The sequence below is a fragment of the Rahnella sp. BCC 1045 genome (assembly GCF_019049615.1).
Classification (GTDB): Bacteria; Pseudomonadota; Gammaproteobacteria; order Enterobacterales; family Enterobacteriaceae; genus Rahnella; species Rahnella contaminans.
The window spans coordinates 56,577-71,792 of sequence record NZ_JAFMOZ010000136.1; the positions used below are offsets into that span (position 1 = coordinate 56,577).

A 15,216-nucleotide genomic window follows, 5' to 3' on the forward strand; every position below is an offset into this window, starting at 1 on the left:
TTACCTCCCGGATATCACCGGACTGAGAACCCGCAAAGGGTGATGGCAGGCGGCAACGTGGCTGCGGGCAAACTCAGCGGTCTGCATCGCGGGCTGAAGGTCATGGCACTGCGCCGTGGCGCGTGTACAACGCGGATGAAAACGGCAGCCGGTCGGGAAACGCGCCGCAACCGGTGGCTGGCCGGGCAACGTGATCAGCCGCCCCGCCCCGCCTTCGCTGGCGGGCTGACAGTCAATCAGGCCACGGGTATAAGGATGCAGCGCCTGCGCCAGTACCTGACGTTTTTCGCCGGTTTCACACAAGCGCCCGCCGTACATCACCGCGATGCGGTCGCAGGTTTGTGCTACCACGCCGAGATCGTGAGTAATGAGAATAATGGCGATACCCAGCCGCTCGCGCAGATCGCAAAGCAGCCGTAAAATCTGCATCTGCACGGTGACGTCCAGCGCCGTAGTCGGTTCGTCGGCAATCAGAATTTTGGGCTCGCAGGCCAGCGCCACGGCGATCATTGCGCGCTGACGCATACCACCGGAAAACTCATGCGGATAGTTGTCCACGCGACGCTGCGGATCGGGAATGCCCACCTGCCGCAGCCACTCCACGGCCTGACGCTGTGCCTCGCGGCGGCTCGCCCCAAAATGCAGGCGGCGGCTTTCTGCAATCTGCTGCCCGATGGTCATCACCGGGTTCAGATGGCTGGCCGGGTTCTGGAAAATCATGCCAATTTCCCGCCCGCGAATGGCCGTCATGCGTTTATCGTTCAGCGTCAGTAAATCGGTGTCATTCAGGCGGATTTCTCCGGCGCGGATGTTCAAGCCTTCGCCCGGCAGCAGGCGCATCATGGCGCGGCAGCTCAGCGTTTTGCCCGACCCGCTTTCGCCCACCAGCCCGAGGATTTCACCGGCACTGAGCGTGAGGGAAAGCTTATCCACCAGCGCCACGCCCTGCCGGTCTTCAATGGTTAAACCGCGAACTTGCAACAGCGTCATGGGCGCTCCCCCAGTTTGTCACCTAAACCGTCGGCCAGCAGGCTGAAACTCATCGCCAGCACGACAATCGCCAGGCCCGGAAACGTGGTTATCCACCAGGCGGTGGTGATAAAACTTTGCCCTTCGGCGACCATCACGCCCCATTCGGCCAGCGGCGGCTGAACGCCTAAACCGAGGTAACTCACCGATGCACCACTGAGCAACACCAGCACGCAATCGGACATTGAGAACACCAGCGAACCGGTCAGCGCATTGGGTAAAAGATGCAAAAGCAAAATGCGCGGATGGCGGTAACCCAGGCTGCGCGCGGCCAGAATAAAATCCTGGTGTTTAAGCGTCAGCACCTGCGAGCGTACCAGCCGGGCGTAAGACACCCAGCCGACCATCGCCATCGCGATATAAAAACTGCTTAACCCCGGCCCGAGAATGGCGATGATAGAGAGCATCAGCACCAGAAATGGAAACGCCAGCACCACATCGATAACGCGCATGAAAAACGTATCCACCGCGCCGCCAAGATAGCCGGAAAAAGCGCCAATAAGCGTGCCAAAGGTGAACGGAAAAATGACGCCGATAATGCAGATTTGCAGATCAATCCGCGCGCCCCACATCACGCGGGAAAGAATATCGCGGCCAAAATTATCAGTGCCAAACGGATGCGCAAAAGTCGGCGGCGACAGCGTGACGGCAGCGTCCTGCGCAATCGGGTCGAACGGGGCAATCCACGGGGAAAACAGCGCAATCAGCAGCCACGCGCTCAGCATCAGAATACCCAGCCGCAGCGCCTGCTGACGCGGCAACCCGCGCAGATGAAAACGGCCGAACCGCTGCGTGGCTATTTTTTCGGTCATGCTCATAGCTTCACCCTCGGATCTAACGCCACCGTCAGCAAATCAGCCACCAGATTGACGGCCACCGTCGCCAGCGCAAACACCAAAACCACGCCCTGCACCACCATGTAATCGCGGCTGATAATGGCTTTCACCAGCAACTGTCCCATGCCCGGAATGGCAAAAACGCTTTCAATCACCACCGTGCTGCCAATCAGCCAGCCGATATTTACCGCCAGCAGATTGACCGTCGGCACCAGAGAATTGGGCATGACATGCCGCCAGAAAATCCGGTTCTCGTTCTGCCCGCGCGCCCTGGCCGCGGTGACATAATCGTTCTGCAATTCCATCAACAAACTGGCGCGCAGGTTGCGGGTCAGCACCGCCGACAGCGCCAGCGCCACGGTCAGACAAGGCAAAAACAGATGATGTAAACGCTCGCCGAAATCGCTGCCGTAGCCCGAAACCGGAAACCAGCCGAGCGACAGGCTGAACAGCAAAATCATCATGATCGCCAGCCAGAACGCCGGTAATCCGAGGCCAACGGTGGAAAGCAGACGGATCATCTGATCCGCGAGCCGCCCGCGGTTTCGCGCCGCCGTTGCCGCCAGTGGCACCGTAAACAGCATCGCCAGCATCACACTGCCCAGCACCAGATACAGCGTCGGTTCGATGCGCGACATGATCAGTTTCAGCGTATCCACGCGGTAAATCAGCGACTTCCCCATTTCGCCGTGCAACAGGTTGCGTAAGAAGTAGAGATATTGCTGCCAGACCGGCAGATCCAGTCCGTACTGCGCACGAATGCGGGCGATGGCTTCCGGCGTGCTGCGTACGCCCAGCAGGATCCTCGCCGGATCGCCGGGAATGGCGCGCACCATGACAAACGTCAGAATGCTGATCCCCAGCAAAACCGGCAGCAATTGCAGCGGGCGCCAGAGCAAAAATCGGTAACGGTGCATGGCAATCCTCTTAATGACTGTTTTTGGTGCAGAGCAGGCGTCATTTCCCCTGTAGCTCTACGTTAGCCGCAGCAAAACCTCACCGGTAGTTAGCAAAAATACTAGGTTTCTCCCGTCGGCGATTTGGCATTGCGATTGCATAACTTTTTCTTAACAACCGGTCAGCAGCAAAATCGGTGCCCGATCAGCACATTCGCGGCGGAAAGAGGAACTTGCGGAGATGAATTTATGAAACTCGCGGTGAAAGAAAGTGCCGCGCCGTTGCGGGAAACCACCGTGGATGGCGCGTTTAACCACCTCTTTGCGCAGACGTCGCGTTTGGGGTTCGATGCCCTGATCTACGATTACACGCCGGTGCCGCGCTCGCTGGAAGGCGAGCTGATCACGCCCTCTTTGCTGCGGATGTGTAACGTGCCGGGTGACATGCAGAAATTGTGGCTGGAAAGTGGCTATTACCAGGTCGATCCGGTGCAGCATTACGCGCTGGAAAGTTGCGCGCCGTTTGTGTGGTCCTATCAGCGGCCGGACAACACGTCCCTGCAAAACCGCCTGAGCGATCTCAACAAACCGGTCACGCATTACATGTGTGATAACAATATGCCGTGCGGCGCGACCGTACCCCTGCATTTGCCGAACGGCGGGTTTGTCACCGTGACCGGCATACACACAGGCGCGGGGCATGAACTGGATATTCAGGATGTGCTGGCGGAGCTGAGCCTGCTGGCGCTGACGTTTCAGGAGTGCGTCTTTCCGCTGTTCGACGCCAGCGTGCTGACCTGCAAACATGTGCGGCTGAGCAAGCGCGAGCGCGAATGTCTGGCGTGGGCGGCGGAAGGGCTAACGGCCAAGGAAATCGCCCGCAAACTCAGCCGCTCGGTGGCCACCGTAACACTGCATCTCAACACTGCCGGTCGTAAACTGGGGGCCAGCAACCGCGTCCAGGCGGTGGTTCGCGCGCTGCATTATCGCCTGCTGGACAGCTGACCGCCCAATTTCCTATCTTTTTTACTAGCTGTTCAGCACCGCCCCGATGTTTACCCTGAGAAGATTATTCACCGACAGGGGAAACAAAATGGTCAAGATCACTGAAGGCTACGCGCCGTTTCAGGAATACCAGACCTGGTACCGCATCAGCGGCGATCTCAGTCGCGGCAAGACTCCGCTGGTGATCGCCCACGGCGGACCGGGCTGCACGCACGATTACGTCGACGCCTTTCGCGACATCGCCCGAACGGGTCGCGCGGTCATTCATTACGATCAGATCGGCAATGGCCGTTCGACGCATCTTCCCGATAAACCGGCCGGTTTCTGGCAACCATCGCTGTTTCTGGCTGAGCTGGACAATCTCCTGCGCAATCTCGGCATCGAAGAAAACTACGCCCTGCTCGGGCAATCCTGGGGCGGAATGTTAGGTGCCGAACACGCCGTCACGCAGCCGGCCGGCCTGAAGGCACTGATCATCGCCAACTCACCCGCCTCGATGGAATTATGGCTGCAAGCCGCCGCCCGCCTGCGCAGCGAACTACCTGACGGTGTGCAGGAAACCCTGCTCGCCAACGAACAGGCCGGAACGATCGACAGCGAAGAATACAAAGCCGCCTCGCAGGTTTTCTACACGCGCCACGTTTGCCGTCTCGACCCGTGGCCGGAAGAGGTTAAACGCACCTTCTCCGCGATGGACGCCGATCCGACGGTTTATCACGCCATGAACGGCCCGACCGAATTTCACGTCATCGGCAGCATGAAAGACTGGACGATCATCGACCGTCTGCCGGCGATCAACGTACCGGTCTTGCTGATTTCCGGCCGCTACGACGAAGCCGCTCCCGAAGTGGTTCAGCCCTTTGCCGACGGGATCAAAGACGTCCGGTGGGTGATTTTTGAGAATTCAAGCCACATGCCGCATGTGGAAGAACGGGGAGCGTGCATGGAATGCATTCAGGAGTTTCTGGATTTGCAGGAGGCAGCTGCAAAGGGCTGCTTTTAAAGGCGGTCTGGTGTAAGTTTCGGTGATCGCTCAAGATCAAGACCTTGGGCTCGCCGCCCAAACTGGCCCAAAGGGCGCGTTAACGCGCGCGCCCTCTGGACACCCGCGCTTTTTAACTGCGCGCTGCCGCTAGTAAAGTATGTTTCAGCAACTCCGGCTATTGCCGCAAACGCCGCCGCTGCGCGGTTCTCTCGCCTCGGGTTCGAACCTGCTCGAAAAAAGACTCTCGCTGTTTCTCACCACTCACTCGACGTCGTTTTGAAAGCGGCCAAAGGCGATGTACTTCGGAAGATTGATGCAGGCTGATTTTGAATTGAAGAAGCCTCCAGCCGCTTTCAGAAAGCTTGCTGAATGAGTGTTTCGAGACCAAAAGGCTTGAGCCGAGCGAAGCGAGACAACGTCACGAAGTGACGACCCGAAGGGCAAGGCCGCAGGCCGGGTAATACCGAAATGAAGGTACCGCGCAGCGGCAAGTTTTCGCGGCAATAGCTGCGGTACCTGAAACATAGCCAGCGAGCGATAGCGCGGGTTGTAAAAAGACGCGGAGATTCCAAAGAGGCCCCGTCCTGGGCCTCTTTGGTCGGTTTCGGCGCGAGCTGCTGAGTAATCACCGCAATTGAAAAACCGAAACTTACACTAAGCTGGCGCGTAAAGCCCGTTTGGGCGGCGAGCCCAAAGTCTTAACCTTAAGGTTTAACCAGAACCGGTTTCTCCCGGTAATCCGCCGGGAAGACTTTCTCTAAATCTTTAATCTTCGGCAGATCGTTCACCACAATGTACGGATAGTCCGGATTATCATTCAGGAAGTTCTGGTGATAAGCCTCCGCCGGATAGAAGTGCGCATTGCTTTCCACCTTCGTCACCAGCGGATCGCTGTAGCTTTTGCTGGCGTTCAGTTGCGCAATATACGCTTTCGCCACTTCCGCCTGCGCCGCGTTCATCGGGAACACTGCCGAGCGGTACTGGCTGCCGGTGTCCGGCCCCTGCCGGTTCAGTTCGGTCGGGTTATGCCCCACGGAGAAGAAAATGTGCAGCAGTTCGCCGTAGGTGATTTGCGTCGGGTCAAACGTCACTTTGACCGATTCCGCATGGCCGGTATCGCCGCCGCTGACCTGTTCGTAGCTGGCGGTTTGCGCGTCGCCGCCCGCGTATCCGGACACCGCGCTGGTCACGCCTTTCACATGCTGGAACACCCCCTGAATTCCCCAGAAACAGCCACCGGCAAACACGGCAGTTTCACTGTGTGATGTGCCCGCCGGTTCGTCATGTGCCGGTGCGGGGATCACCACCGCCGGTTCAGCGCCGCCCCAGGACCAGGCGGTATTCTGAAAGACAAAGGCAGACGCCAGCACCAGACCGGCGATCACGCTGATATTGCGTAACGACTTCACGCTTTTTTCGGATGTTTTCACAGTTGTTTTCATAACAGCCTCGCGGGAATTAAACTTTTGGACTGAACGTCATCGCCAGCCCGTTCATGCAATAACGCAGACCGGTAGGCTGCGGGCCGTCGTCAAAAACGTGGCCAAGATGGCCGCCGCAGCGACGGCAATGCACTTCGTCGCGAACCATGCCCAGTGTTGTATCCCGGTGGGTCAGCGCCGCGTCCGGCAGCGGTTTCCAGAAACTCGGCCAGCCGGTGTGGCTGTCGAATTTGGTCGCCGAAGAGAATAAAGGCAGGGCACAACCCGCACAGGCAAACTGCCCTTCGCGGTGCTCATTGTTGAGCGGACTGGAATAAGGGCGCTCGGTACCGGCTTCACGCAATACGTAATACTGCGCTTCGCTGAGGCGCTGGTGCCACTGCGCATCGGTCAGTTCGATTTCGAACGTTTCGGTTTTTTTTGCCTGCGCGTCGGCCTTGCGGGTAAAGACCCCGGGGAAAAGCCCCATCACGGCAATCGCCGAGACGGCGGTGCTGCCTAAGAGGAAATTACGTCTGTTGATCATCATCGTCACCGTTGCGGTTACTGTCGATGACATCAGATTACCGGCGGATGTCTTACCGAATCCTCCCGAAAAGTTAACCATTTTGTGATAACTGACGAATGCCGGGAAAGAGGCATTAACACGCTTCTTCCTCCGGCGGTGGTATTACCGTGCCCTTCGCTGACTCTCTGGCTTTTTATGCTGAAGGTTATGCTGCGCCCGAATCTTTAAATAACCGCGCGAAAAGTTATGTACGGTTATAGACCCAGTTCTGCCTGCACCTGTGTACCTTCACGAATAAAAACCGGAATAGCGCTGAGCGGCGCATCAGCCATGATTTTCTGTCCGCCCGGATAACGTTCACCGTTCAGGGCTATCCAGTTTTCACCGGCGGGCAGCCAGACTTCACGCTCGCGCTGACCGGCATGTAAAACCGGCGCAACCAGAATATCAGCACCCAGCAAATACTGATCTTCCACCTGCCAGCTTTCGGCCTGATCCGGGTACTGATAGAACAGCGTGCGCATCGCCGGATCGCCCTTCTCATGCGCTTCATCCATCACGCAACTGATGTATGGCCGCAGTTTTTCACGCAGGAACAAGCCGCTTTTCATCAGTTCATAATTTGCCTCGCCGTAGCTCCACACTTCATTGGGCGCACCGCTGTTACATTGCGCAATGCCATTCCGCCACGGTTCCGGCGGCTGAATTTGCGGTTCGCGATACCCGTGCAGACGCATGACCGGGCAGAAAACGCCCCATTGAAACCAGCGGATCAGCAGTTCCTGAAACGCCGGATCATTCACGTTTCCGCCCTGAAAACCGCCGATATCCGTCGTCCACCACGGGATACCCGCCAGCCCCATATTCAGACCGGCGGCAATCTGATTGCGCAGCGCGTGGAACGAGGAATGAATATCTCCCGACCACGCCAGCACGCCATAACGCTGGCTTCCTGCCCAGGCGCAGCGCACCAGATTGACGATTTCGCGCTCACCTTCCTGCTGTAAACCGTCGTAAAAGCCCTGCGCGAATTTCTGCGGATAAATATTGCCAACTTCCAACACCGGCCCGAGATAATAGCGATAGTTATCAAAATCATAGGCGCGATACTCCGGTTCTGCTTCATCCAGCCAGAAGGTGCGGATCCCCAGATCGAAATAATTTTTCTTCACCTTATCCCAGACAAATTGTCGGGCGCCGGGATGTGTCGCATCAAAGAAGGTACAGTTGCCGAGGAAGTCCAGATTCACTGACACACCGCGATCGGTATTCACCAGATAACCTTTTGATTTCATCTCCTTATAGTTATCAGTGCGGCTGTCAACCGTCGGCCAGACCGACACCATCGTTTCAATACCCAGTGATTTCAGCTCAGCCACCATCGCTTTCGGATCCGGCCAGTCCACCGGGTCAAAACACCATGTGCCCTGATTTGGCCAGTGGAAGAAATCAATCACAATGACCGAAATCGGCAGTTTCCGGCGCTTGTATTCGCGCGCGACTTCCAGCACTTCCTGCTGTGTGCGGTAGCGCAATTTGCACTGCCAGAAACCGGTCGCGTATTCCGGCATGCGCGGCGCGGTGCCGGTCGCACGGCCATATTGATGCATGATTTCCGCAGGCGTGTCTCCGGCGGTGATCCAGTAATCCATCTGCTCTGTGACCTGCGCCTCCCAGCGGGTGATGTTCTTGCCAAACGTCGCCTCGCCAATCGCCGGGTTATTCCACAGCAAACCATAGCCGAGGCTGGAGAGCATAAACGGCACGCTGGCCTGTGAATTGCGCTGTGCCAGTTCAAGCGTGCACCCTTTCAGGTCCAGACAGTTTTGCTGGTACTGCCCCATGCCATAAATCTTCTCCTCGGGGTGCGACTCAAACCTGACCGTCAGCTGATGCTTTCCGCCGGGAATCGCTTTGAATTCGCGCGCATCCATTTTCAGCGCACTGATGTACTTATCCTGACTTTTTTCCGTCGCGCCAATCCCCACCGTCGAACGCTGACGCCAGAACTCTTCCAGAATGAGCTCGCCGCGTTGGTTATAAAATGCCAGCTGGCCTTTAATGTTAACCGTCGCCGTGATATTGCCGTTGCGCACGGTCAGTGTTTCGGTGCCCCGGGAGATATCAGCCTGAGGTTGTTCATTCTGTGGGAGCAGTGCCCAGAGGTGGTCATTGAGCGCAGGACGACAGGTCGCGCGCACACGCAGACTGTTTTCACCCCAGGGTTCAATCACCAGAGTTTGCTGATCGAAATGCCAGAGGATACGGTTTTTTTCGGCGATTAATTCGCTCATGCGGACTCCTGAGTATGCAAGGTGGCCTGACGTTCAGGCTCGTGTTCCGGGGTGATTTTGGACTGATTAATGTGTTTCATGGTGGCGTCGTTGAGTTTGTACCAGCGCATCGACAGCGCGCTGAACATCGACAACACGCCCGGCACCAGCGAGAACAGCGCAATAATGGACAACATCGCCGCAGTATTTTGCTGCGCAGCGTGCGGAACATAACCGCTCATGCCAAGTGTCCAGCCGACGACTGCCCCGCTGACCGCCATTCCCATTTTGAGGATCGCCAGCAGCGTGGAAAACACGGTGCCGTCCATGCGTTTGCCTTGTTTGTATTCACCGTAATCCACCACGTCCGACATCATCACCCACATCAGCGTGGTGGTGACCTGATAGAACGTCGAGACCAGCAATGTCATACCGACCAGCAGGGAAATCCATGCCGGAACGAAGAAAATCGCCATGCTCAGAAGACCGGTTAAAACGGCGCACAGCGTGAAAGCCGACAGTTTGCTGCGGCTTCGGGTCAGCGGTTTGACCAGCGCGCTGCCGAGGCTTTTTCCAACAATATGCGCGGCGAGGAGCCACATAAAATAGCTGGCGTTGCCCAGATAATAAGTCACGTAATACATCATCGCGCCGAGACGAACGACGCCGAAGGAGATATTAAAGAAGATCAGCGCGGCCACTACGCGCCACTGGTCGTTACGCACCAGGTCGCGCAGATCTGAGAGGAAATTCGCATGCGTCGGCGGCGCGCTGATACGTTCCTTTGTATTGAGAAAGCAGAGTAAAAACATGACCACAGCGATCGAGGCCATGATTGCCATTGCGCCGAAATACCCGTCGAGTTTATTGCCGCCGCCCATCATTTCTGCCAGCGGCATCATCAGGAATGTCGACATCGCGCCACCGAGCGTGGCGAGGAAAAAGCGGTAAGACTGTAGCGAAATACGCTGGCTGTTATCCGGCGTAATGATCGCGCCCATCGAACAGTAAGGGATATTGATGGCGGTATACATCAGCATCATCACGCAGTACGTGACGCTGGCGTACACCATCTTGCCGGTCAGCGTGAGGGATTCCGGCACGGCATACACCAGTAAACAACTCGCGCCAAACGGGAGCGCCAGCCAGAGAATATAAGGTCTGAACTTGCCGAAACGCGTTTGCGTGCGGTCAGCGATCAGCCCCATCGCCGGGTCAACAATCGCATCGGCCACGCGGGCCACAAGGAACATAGTACCGACAAACACCGCCGGTAAACCCACCACATCGGTATAGTAAAACGTCAGGAAAATAATCACGTTATCCAGACCTATATGGCTCGCCATATCCCCCAGACCGTAACTGATTTTTTCTTTTACGGATAATTTCGCTGTCATTTTTCGTCCTGTCTTTTATCGGGTTAAACTCAAAAAGTCAGTCCGTCCGGTGGCCTGAGGACTTGTTATAAAGTGGTTAAAAGCGAGTCACAATTATGAGATATGATTAATTTCTTATGATTTTTAATTTATGTGATACCGGTAACATGCGGGGAATAATGAAGGTACCGCGCAGCGGCAAGTTTTCGCGGCAATAGCTGTTGTTCCTGAAACATAGCCAGCGAGCGACAGCGCGGGTTGTAAAAAGACGTGGAGATTCCAAAGAGGCCCCGTCCGGGGCCCAATACTATTCCCCTAAAAGCGGCGGCACCGACGGCACCATCGGTGCATTATCAATATCCGCCTGCGTCATCCGGAACGCCTCCGGGTAATGCTCCCGGCTGGTGCGCCGTAACGGCTCCGTTGACCGCCAGGTGTATAAACAACGCTGGCACTGATGCACCGTCCAGACCCCTTTCACCGGCGATACCGCCATCAGCTCGATATGCTCACCGGCACAACGTGGACAAATCATAATCACTCCTTAACTCAGTCAGTTAGTGCTCAGGCCTGACGGCCCGCCAGCAGGGAATTCAGTTTCACAACCCAGTCTTTGGTTTCTGGCAAATCACGTACCGGCTGGCTGTAATGCCCGCGGTTATCCGGCGCGACCGGCGTGGTGGCATCGATGATCAGTTTGTCGGTGATCCCCGCCGGAGATGAACCCGGATCCAGCTCCAGCACGGACATGTTCGGCAACTGAACCAGGTCACCCGCCGGATTCACTTTCGCGGAAAGCGCCCACATCACCTGCGGCAGGTTGAACGGATCGACATCCTCATCCACCATAATCACCATTTTCACGTAGCCCAGCCCGTGCGGCGTGGTCATGGCGCGTAAACCGACCGCGCGCGCAAAGCCGCCATAGCGTTTCTTGGTGGAGATGATCGCCAGCAGCCCGTGCGTGTACATGGCGTTAACGGCCTGAACTTCCGGGAATTCAGCTTTGAGTTGCTGATACAGCGGCACGCAGGTCGCCGGGCCCATCAGGTAATCGATTTCTGTCCACGGCATCCCGAGATACAGGGATTCAAATACCGGTTTGGTGCGGTACGACACTTTATCAATGCGCACCACGGTCATGTTGCGGCCACCGGAATAGTGTCCGGTGAACTCCCCGAACGGCCCTTCGATTTCACGTTTACGGCCTTCGATAACCCCTTCGAGGATCACTTCTGAACCCCACGGAACGTCGAAACCGGTCAGTGGCGCGGTGGCGATCGGGTACGGCGCCTGACGCAGCGCACCGGCCATTTCGTATTCAGACTGGTCGTATTTCAGCGGCGTTGCGCCCATCAGCGTAATGATCGGGTCGTTGCCCAGTGTGATAACAATCGGTAAATCTTCGCCGCGCTCTTCGGCTTTATGCAGATGCAGCGCGATATCGTGCATCGGCACCGGCTGGAGGCCGAGTTTGCGTTTGCCCTTCACTTCCATCCGGTAAATGCCGACATTTTGTTTGTCAAAACTGTCCGGGTCAGTCGGGTCGCGGGAAACGACGCAGGCTTTGTCGAGATAGAAACCACCGTCGCCGTCGTTCAGGCGGAAAAGCGGCAGGATGTCGAACAGGTTAATGTCTTCGCCATCGACGGTGTTTTGCGCCCAAGGCGGATTATCGCGGCGCTCCGGTTTCACCGGGAAGGTATCCCAGCGGCGGATGTATTCGGCAATCTGTTCGTTGGTCGATGTATTGGGCGGCAACCCCATCGCAATCGCATGGTTTTGCCAGGAACCGAGCGTATTCAGGGCGATACGGGCGTCGGTAAACCCTTCCACATTGTCAAAATACAGCGCGGGCGCGCCTTCGCCGATACGACCGGTGGCGTTCGCCGCCGCGGCCAGATCGGGCTCTGCTTTCACCTGTTCGGTGATTTTCAGCAGTTGTCCGTTTTCATCCAGTGCGCTCATAAAGCTGCGCAGATCATCAAAAGCCATCTCGACTCTCCTGTTTCGGTGAAGGATTACTACGTGTTTTAAAACTTAAAAATTGAACGCTATAACGTGACGTCGTCACTTTTTGGCGATAACCCGGCCCAGCGTTTTGCGCGGTGATATTCAAGGCCAAACTGGTCAAGTACGCGGGTCACGATATGGTCGGTAACATCCTGAATTGTCTCGGGATGGTTGTAATAAGCAGGCATCGGCGGCACGATCGCCACGCCCATTTGCGACAGCGCGAGCAGGTTTTCGAGGTGAATGGTGCTGAGCGGCGTTTCACGCGGAACCAGCACCAGCTTGCGGTTTTCTTTCAGCACGACATCTGCCGCACGGCCGACCAGCCCTTCGGCATAACCGGCGCGGATCCCGGCCAGCGTTTTCATGCTGCACGGGATAATAATCATGCCGTCGGTTTTGAATGAACCGGAGGAAATCGTGGCCGCCTGATCGGCAGAATTATGTGTAAAATCAGCCATTTCAGCGACTTCACGAGCGGTATAAGGCGTTTCCAGCTCAAGGGTCGTTTTCGCCCATTTCGACATCACCAGGTGCGTTTCCACTCCGTCGATTTCCCGCAGCGCTTTCAGCAGCGCGACGCCCAAAGGTGCGCCCGTCGCGCCGGTCATCCCCACAATCAGTCTCATACCACCCTCACTCACGTTAACCTTTTTTGAACATATTGTTCGTATACGAACTATTTTTACCTTATACTCATTTTCAAATCCCCGCAATGGTCTGTCGCATTCGAGATCCATAGATTGCTAAGATAGGGCGAAACCATAAGAAAGCCGGGAACGATGATGAGCACACAATTGAGACAGGAAGCCTTTCACCTGATGCGTAAGGTATTCCAGCAACACACCGCGAGATGGCAGCAATGCATTCCGGATCTGACCAAACCTCAGTACGCGGTATTGCGCTCAATTGCTGAAAACCCGGGCATTGAACAGGTGCAGCTGACCGACGTTGCCATCAGCAGCAAGGCCACGCTGGCGGAAATGCTTTCACGACTTGAGTCCCGCGGTTTGTTAATCCGTGAGGCGGATCCGGCGGACAAACGCCGGCGTTTTATTACTCTGACCGGGGAAGGTAAAGCGGTTCTGGCCAAAACCCAGCCGCGCGGCCAGCAGGTAGACACTGAGTTTTTGGCAAGACTTTCTCCTGATGATCAACAGCAGTTGGTTCGCCTGCTGAAAGCGATGATGGAGGAGTAACGGAGAGTTTTATGATTGAAGAAGTCGTGTTGCTTGATGTTAAAAATCAACCGGCCGGTACCATGGATAAAGCGCTGGTGCACAACGCTCAGACGCCATTGCATCTGGCTTTTTCCTGCTACATCCACAACGATCGCGGCGAGTTGCTGATCACGCGCCGCTCCCTGAACAAAATCGCGTGGCCTGGTGTCTGGACGAACTCCGCCTGCGGGCACCCGCTTCCCGGCGAATCGTTGCAGGCAGCCGTTTACCGTCGATGCCAGTATGAACTGGGTTTATCGGTTGAAAAAATCACCTCGCTGATCGGAGAATTCCAGTACATCGCGACCGATGCTTCCGGGATTGTTGAGAACGAATTCTGCCCGATTTTTTCCGCATTTTGCCGTATGGCTCCCGAGCCACGCGACACGGAAGTCATGGATTTTCAATGGGTAAAACCGGAAGATTTGCTGAACAGCGTGCGTGCAACACCCTGGGCGTTCAGCCCGTGGATGGTGTTACAGCTGGGTCAAATTACGGAGAAAAACCTGAGCCTGCTGGGGTGAACGTAAACGCACAAAACGAACATGCTGCCAGTCAGGATCCTCAAGCAATGCCTGATACTGGCGGCGGTTTTTGGCGAAGGTTTTCAGCGTCCACAAAATAATGGAATCCCGGCTGAAAAAACTTTTGCGGAACGTCTCACGATTTCCCGTTCCTGCCCAGAGTTCCTGCTGATGCCATGCGCGTGTGGCGGCACGTTTCACCGCCTGGAACAACGTCCGCCCGAACGAGTAATCCACCCAAATAATCAGATCTATTTCCCGCCATTTCACGGGCTGCGTGCGTTTATAATTGCCGTCCAGCACCCACCCTTCGCTGGCGGAAAGTCTTTCGCCGAGCCGGGCGAAAAATTCCTCATCCGGCGTGCCCTGCCAGTCTGGCCGCCAGAACAATGCGTCCAGTTCGACATACGGAATGTTCAGCTTCTGAGAAATACCGCGCGCCAGTGTTGATTTCCCGCTTCCGCTGGTACCAATGACATTGATTTTCACTGAAGAATTCTCCGCTCGCTGTTTTTCTGGCCAAAAAGGGCGCGTATTCTGCCGCGAAATTAACCCGATGTATAGCGAGGGATCGTTGAAAATTTGTTGCCACAATGAGCAGAAAACAGATTCATCCTACACACAACCTTCACATTAAATGATTATTATAGAGCTCATCTGTAGCCTGCTACAGAGGACTTAAGGTTTTCCCCTTGTAACTCATTCCAATGCCCGTTTCCCCTGACGGGCATTCTTTTATCTGCGATTTACTGCAAGCTTTTACGCCCCGAAAGGTAGCGGACGCCCTGATCGCCGAACTCTTCCTCGTGCATTTCATTGGGTTGAAGATGAAAAATCTCTCCGGCGCAATAAGTTCTGAACCCGTTTTGGGTGGTAATAGTGATTTCACCGCTGAGGATAAAAGCCATGGCTTCGAACGGGTGAGCGTGTTTTTCAAGACGGATTAGCGGTTCCCGCTCGACCAGTACCGGCTCGTCAAAACCATTATCGACGAGCAGCAGCCTGAATTCATTTTCTGTCATAGGATCACCTGAGGGTTAGTGCGGACTTTCTGATAATACCAGATGGGAGTTAGCTTAACAGACGGCGGGAACAGGGATCAGGTAGAA

Annotated in this window: 16 protein-coding genes; 4 read left to right on the forward strand and 12 right to left on the reverse strand. The window is 55.9% G+C overall.

Going from position 1 to position 15,216, the window contains the following annotated elements; translation table 11 throughout:
- The 3 genes from J1782_RS18260 to J1782_RS18270 are packed head-to-tail and all read right to left on the reverse strand — an operon-like array spanning position 1 to position 2,782.
- Complete coding sequence (locus J1782_RS18260) at positions 1–990, reverse strand: ABC transporter ATP-binding protein (protein WP_217153668.1); 990 nt, start codon at positions 988–990, stop codon at positions 1–3.
- Positions 987–1,847: an ABC transporter permease gene (locus J1782_RS18265; RefSeq protein WP_217153669.1), complete on the reverse strand. Its 861-nt coding sequence runs from the start codon at positions 1,845–1,847 to the stop codon at positions 987–989. Before J1782_RS18265 ends, J1782_RS18260 begins: the two co-directional genes overlap by 4 nt.
- Entirely contained in the window at positions 1,844–2,782 is a 939-nt protein-coding gene (locus tag J1782_RS18270; RefSeq protein WP_152326787.1) for an ABC transporter permease, read from the reverse strand. The genes J1782_RS18265 and J1782_RS18270 overlap by 4 nt, the downstream gene beginning before the upstream one ends.
- A gap of 228 nt (positions 2,783–3,010) precedes the next feature.
- Here J1782_RS18270 and J1782_RS18275 point away from each other — a divergent pair, with 228 nt between their 5' ends.
- Positions 3,011–3,766 (forward strand): LuxR family transcriptional regulator, encoded by a 756-nt coding sequence (locus J1782_RS18275; RefSeq protein WP_152326786.1) that lies wholly within the window; start codon positions 3,011–3,013, stop codon positions 3,764–3,766.
- Between the two features lie 88 nt (positions 3,767–3,854).
- The gene (locus J1782_RS18280; RefSeq protein WP_217153670.1) at positions 3,855–4,769 is read left to right on the forward strand and encodes a proline iminopeptidase-family hydrolase; all 915 of its coding nucleotides are present in this window, start codon (positions 3,855–3,857) and stop codon (positions 4,767–4,769) included.
- 686 nt (positions 4,770–5,455) lie between these two features.
- Here the strand turns inward: J1782_RS18280 and msrA are convergent.
- From msrA to J1782_RS18315, 7 genes are all read right to left on the reverse strand, one after another.
- Entirely contained in the window at positions 5,456–6,193 is a 738-nt protein-coding gene (msrA, locus tag J1782_RS18285; protein WP_254303111.1) for a peptide-methionine (S)-S-oxide reductase MsrA, read from the reverse strand.
- A 16-nt stretch (positions 6,194–6,209) separates the two neighbouring features.
- Entirely contained in the window at positions 6,210–6,752 is a 543-nt protein-coding gene (msrB, locus tag J1782_RS18290) for a peptide-methionine (R)-S-oxide reductase MsrB (protein WP_244370407.1), read from the reverse strand.
- A gap of 203 nt (positions 6,753–6,955) precedes the next feature.
- On the reverse strand, positions 6,956–8,995 hold the full coding sequence (locus tag J1782_RS18295; protein ID WP_217153672.1) for a TIM-barrel domain-containing protein: 2,040 nt from the start codon (positions 8,993–8,995) through the stop codon (positions 6,956–6,958).
- Positions 8,992–10,371 (reverse strand): glycoside-pentoside-hexuronide (GPH):cation symporter, encoded by a 1,380-nt coding sequence (locus J1782_RS18300; RefSeq protein WP_152326783.1) that lies wholly within the window; start codon positions 10,369–10,371, stop codon positions 8,992–8,994. Before J1782_RS18300 ends, J1782_RS18295 begins: the two co-directional genes overlap by 4 nt.
- 286 nt (positions 10,372–10,657) lie before the next feature.
- Positions 10,658–10,885, reverse strand: a complete 228-nt coding sequence (locus J1782_RS18305; protein ID WP_152326782.1) for a non-oxidative hydroxyarylic acid decarboxylases subunit D — start codon at positions 10,883–10,885, stop codon at positions 10,658–10,660.
- 29 nt (positions 10,886–10,914) lie between these two features.
- Positions 10,915–12,345 (reverse strand): non-oxidative hydroxyarylic acid decarboxylases subunit C, encoded by a 1,431-nt coding sequence (locus J1782_RS18310; protein ID WP_152326781.1) that lies wholly within the window; start codon positions 12,343–12,345, stop codon positions 10,915–10,917.
- A gap of 59 nt (positions 12,346–12,404) precedes the next feature.
- Complete coding sequence (locus tag J1782_RS18315) at positions 12,405–12,992, reverse strand: non-oxidative hydroxyarylic acid decarboxylases subunit B (RefSeq protein WP_152326780.1); 588 nt, start codon at positions 12,990–12,992, stop codon at positions 12,405–12,407.
- A gap of 156 nt (positions 12,993–13,148) precedes the next feature.
- On the opposite strand from J1782_RS18315, the gene J1782_RS18320 reads away from it, so the two are divergent.
- Both J1782_RS18320 and idi read left to right on the forward strand, forming a co-directional pair.
- Positions 13,149–13,562, forward strand: a complete 414-nt coding sequence (locus J1782_RS18320; RefSeq protein ID WP_217153673.1) for a MarR family winged helix-turn-helix transcriptional regulator — start codon at positions 13,149–13,151, stop codon at positions 13,560–13,562.
- Between the two features lie 11 nt (positions 13,563–13,573).
- Positions 13,574–14,107 carry an isopentenyl-diphosphate Delta-isomerase gene (gene idi / locus J1782_RS18325; RefSeq protein ID WP_152326778.1) on the forward strand — a complete coding sequence of 178 codons (534 nt, stop codon included), beginning with the start codon at positions 13,574–13,576 and terminating at the stop codon, positions 14,105–14,107.
- On the opposite strand, the gene J1782_RS18330 is transcribed toward idi, so the two are convergent.
- Positions 14,060–14,596 (reverse strand): adenylate kinase, encoded by a 537-nt coding sequence (locus J1782_RS18330; protein WP_152326777.1) that lies wholly within the window; start codon positions 14,594–14,596, stop codon positions 14,060–14,062. The two genes, idi and J1782_RS18330, sit on opposite strands and share 48 nt — an antisense overlap.
- Positions 14,597–14,853: 257 nt before the next feature.
- Positions 14,854–15,129 (reverse strand): cupin domain-containing protein, encoded by a 276-nt coding sequence (locus tag J1782_RS18335; protein ID WP_152326776.1) that lies wholly within the window; start codon positions 15,127–15,129, stop codon positions 14,854–14,856.
- Positions 15,130–15,216 lie beyond the last annotated feature (87 nt).

Excerpts from the sequence above, each read along its gene's own strand:
- J1782_RS18280 (WP_217153670.1), top strand. The coding sequence starts at position 3,855 with ATGGTCAAGATCACTGAAGGCTACGCGCCGTTTCAGGAATACCAGACC.
- J1782_RS18300 (WP_152326783.1), bottom strand. The coding sequence starts at position 10,371 with ATGACAGCGAAATTATCCGTAAAAGAAAAAATCAGTTACGGTCTGGGG.
- J1782_RS18265 (WP_217153669.1), bottom strand. The coding sequence starts at position 1,847 with ATGAGCATGACCGAAAAAATAGCCACGCAGCGGTTCGGCCGTTTTCAT.
- msrB (WP_244370407.1), bottom strand. The coding sequence starts at position 6,752 with ATGTCATCGACAGTAACCGCAACGGTGACGATGATGATCAACAGACGT.
- J1782_RS18260 (WP_217153668.1), bottom strand. The coding sequence starts at position 990 with ATGACGCTGTTGCAAGTTCGCGGTTTAACCATTGAAGACCGGCAGGGC.
- J1782_RS18315 (WP_152326780.1), bottom strand. The coding sequence starts at position 12,992 with ATGAGACTGATTGTGGGGATGACCGGCGCGACGGGCGCACCTTTGGGC.
- J1782_RS18275 (WP_152326786.1), top strand. The coding sequence starts at position 3,011 with ATGAAACTCGCGGTGAAAGAAAGTGCCGCGCCGTTGCGGGAAACCACC.
- J1782_RS18320 (WP_217153673.1), top strand. The coding sequence starts at position 13,149 with ATGAGCACACAATTGAGACAGGAAGCCTTTCACCTGATGCGTAAGGTA.
- J1782_RS18335 (WP_152326776.1), bottom strand. The coding sequence starts at position 15,129 with ATGACAGAAAATGAATTCAGGCTGCTGCTCGTCGATAATGGTTTTGAC.
- J1782_RS18305 (WP_152326782.1), bottom strand. The coding sequence starts at position 10,885 with ATGATTTGTCCACGTTGTGCCGGTGAGCATATCGAGCTGATGGCGGTA.
- J1782_RS18295 (WP_217153672.1), bottom strand. The coding sequence starts at position 8,995 with ATGAGCGAATTAATCGCCGAAAAAAACCGTATCCTCTGGCATTTCGAT.
- msrA (WP_254303111.1), bottom strand. The coding sequence starts at position 6,193 with ATGAAAACAACTGTGAAAACATCCGAAAAAAGCGTGAAGTCGTTACGC.
- J1782_RS18310 (WP_152326781.1), bottom strand. The coding sequence starts at position 12,345 with ATGGCTTTTGATGATCTGCGCAGCTTTATGAGCGCACTGGATGAAAAC.
- J1782_RS18270 (WP_152326787.1), bottom strand. The coding sequence starts at position 2,782 with ATGCACCGTTACCGATTTTTGCTCTGGCGCCCGCTGCAATTGCTGCCG.
- idi (WP_152326778.1), top strand. The coding sequence starts at position 13,574 with ATGATTGAAGAAGTCGTGTTGCTTGATGTTAAAAATCAACCGGCCGGT.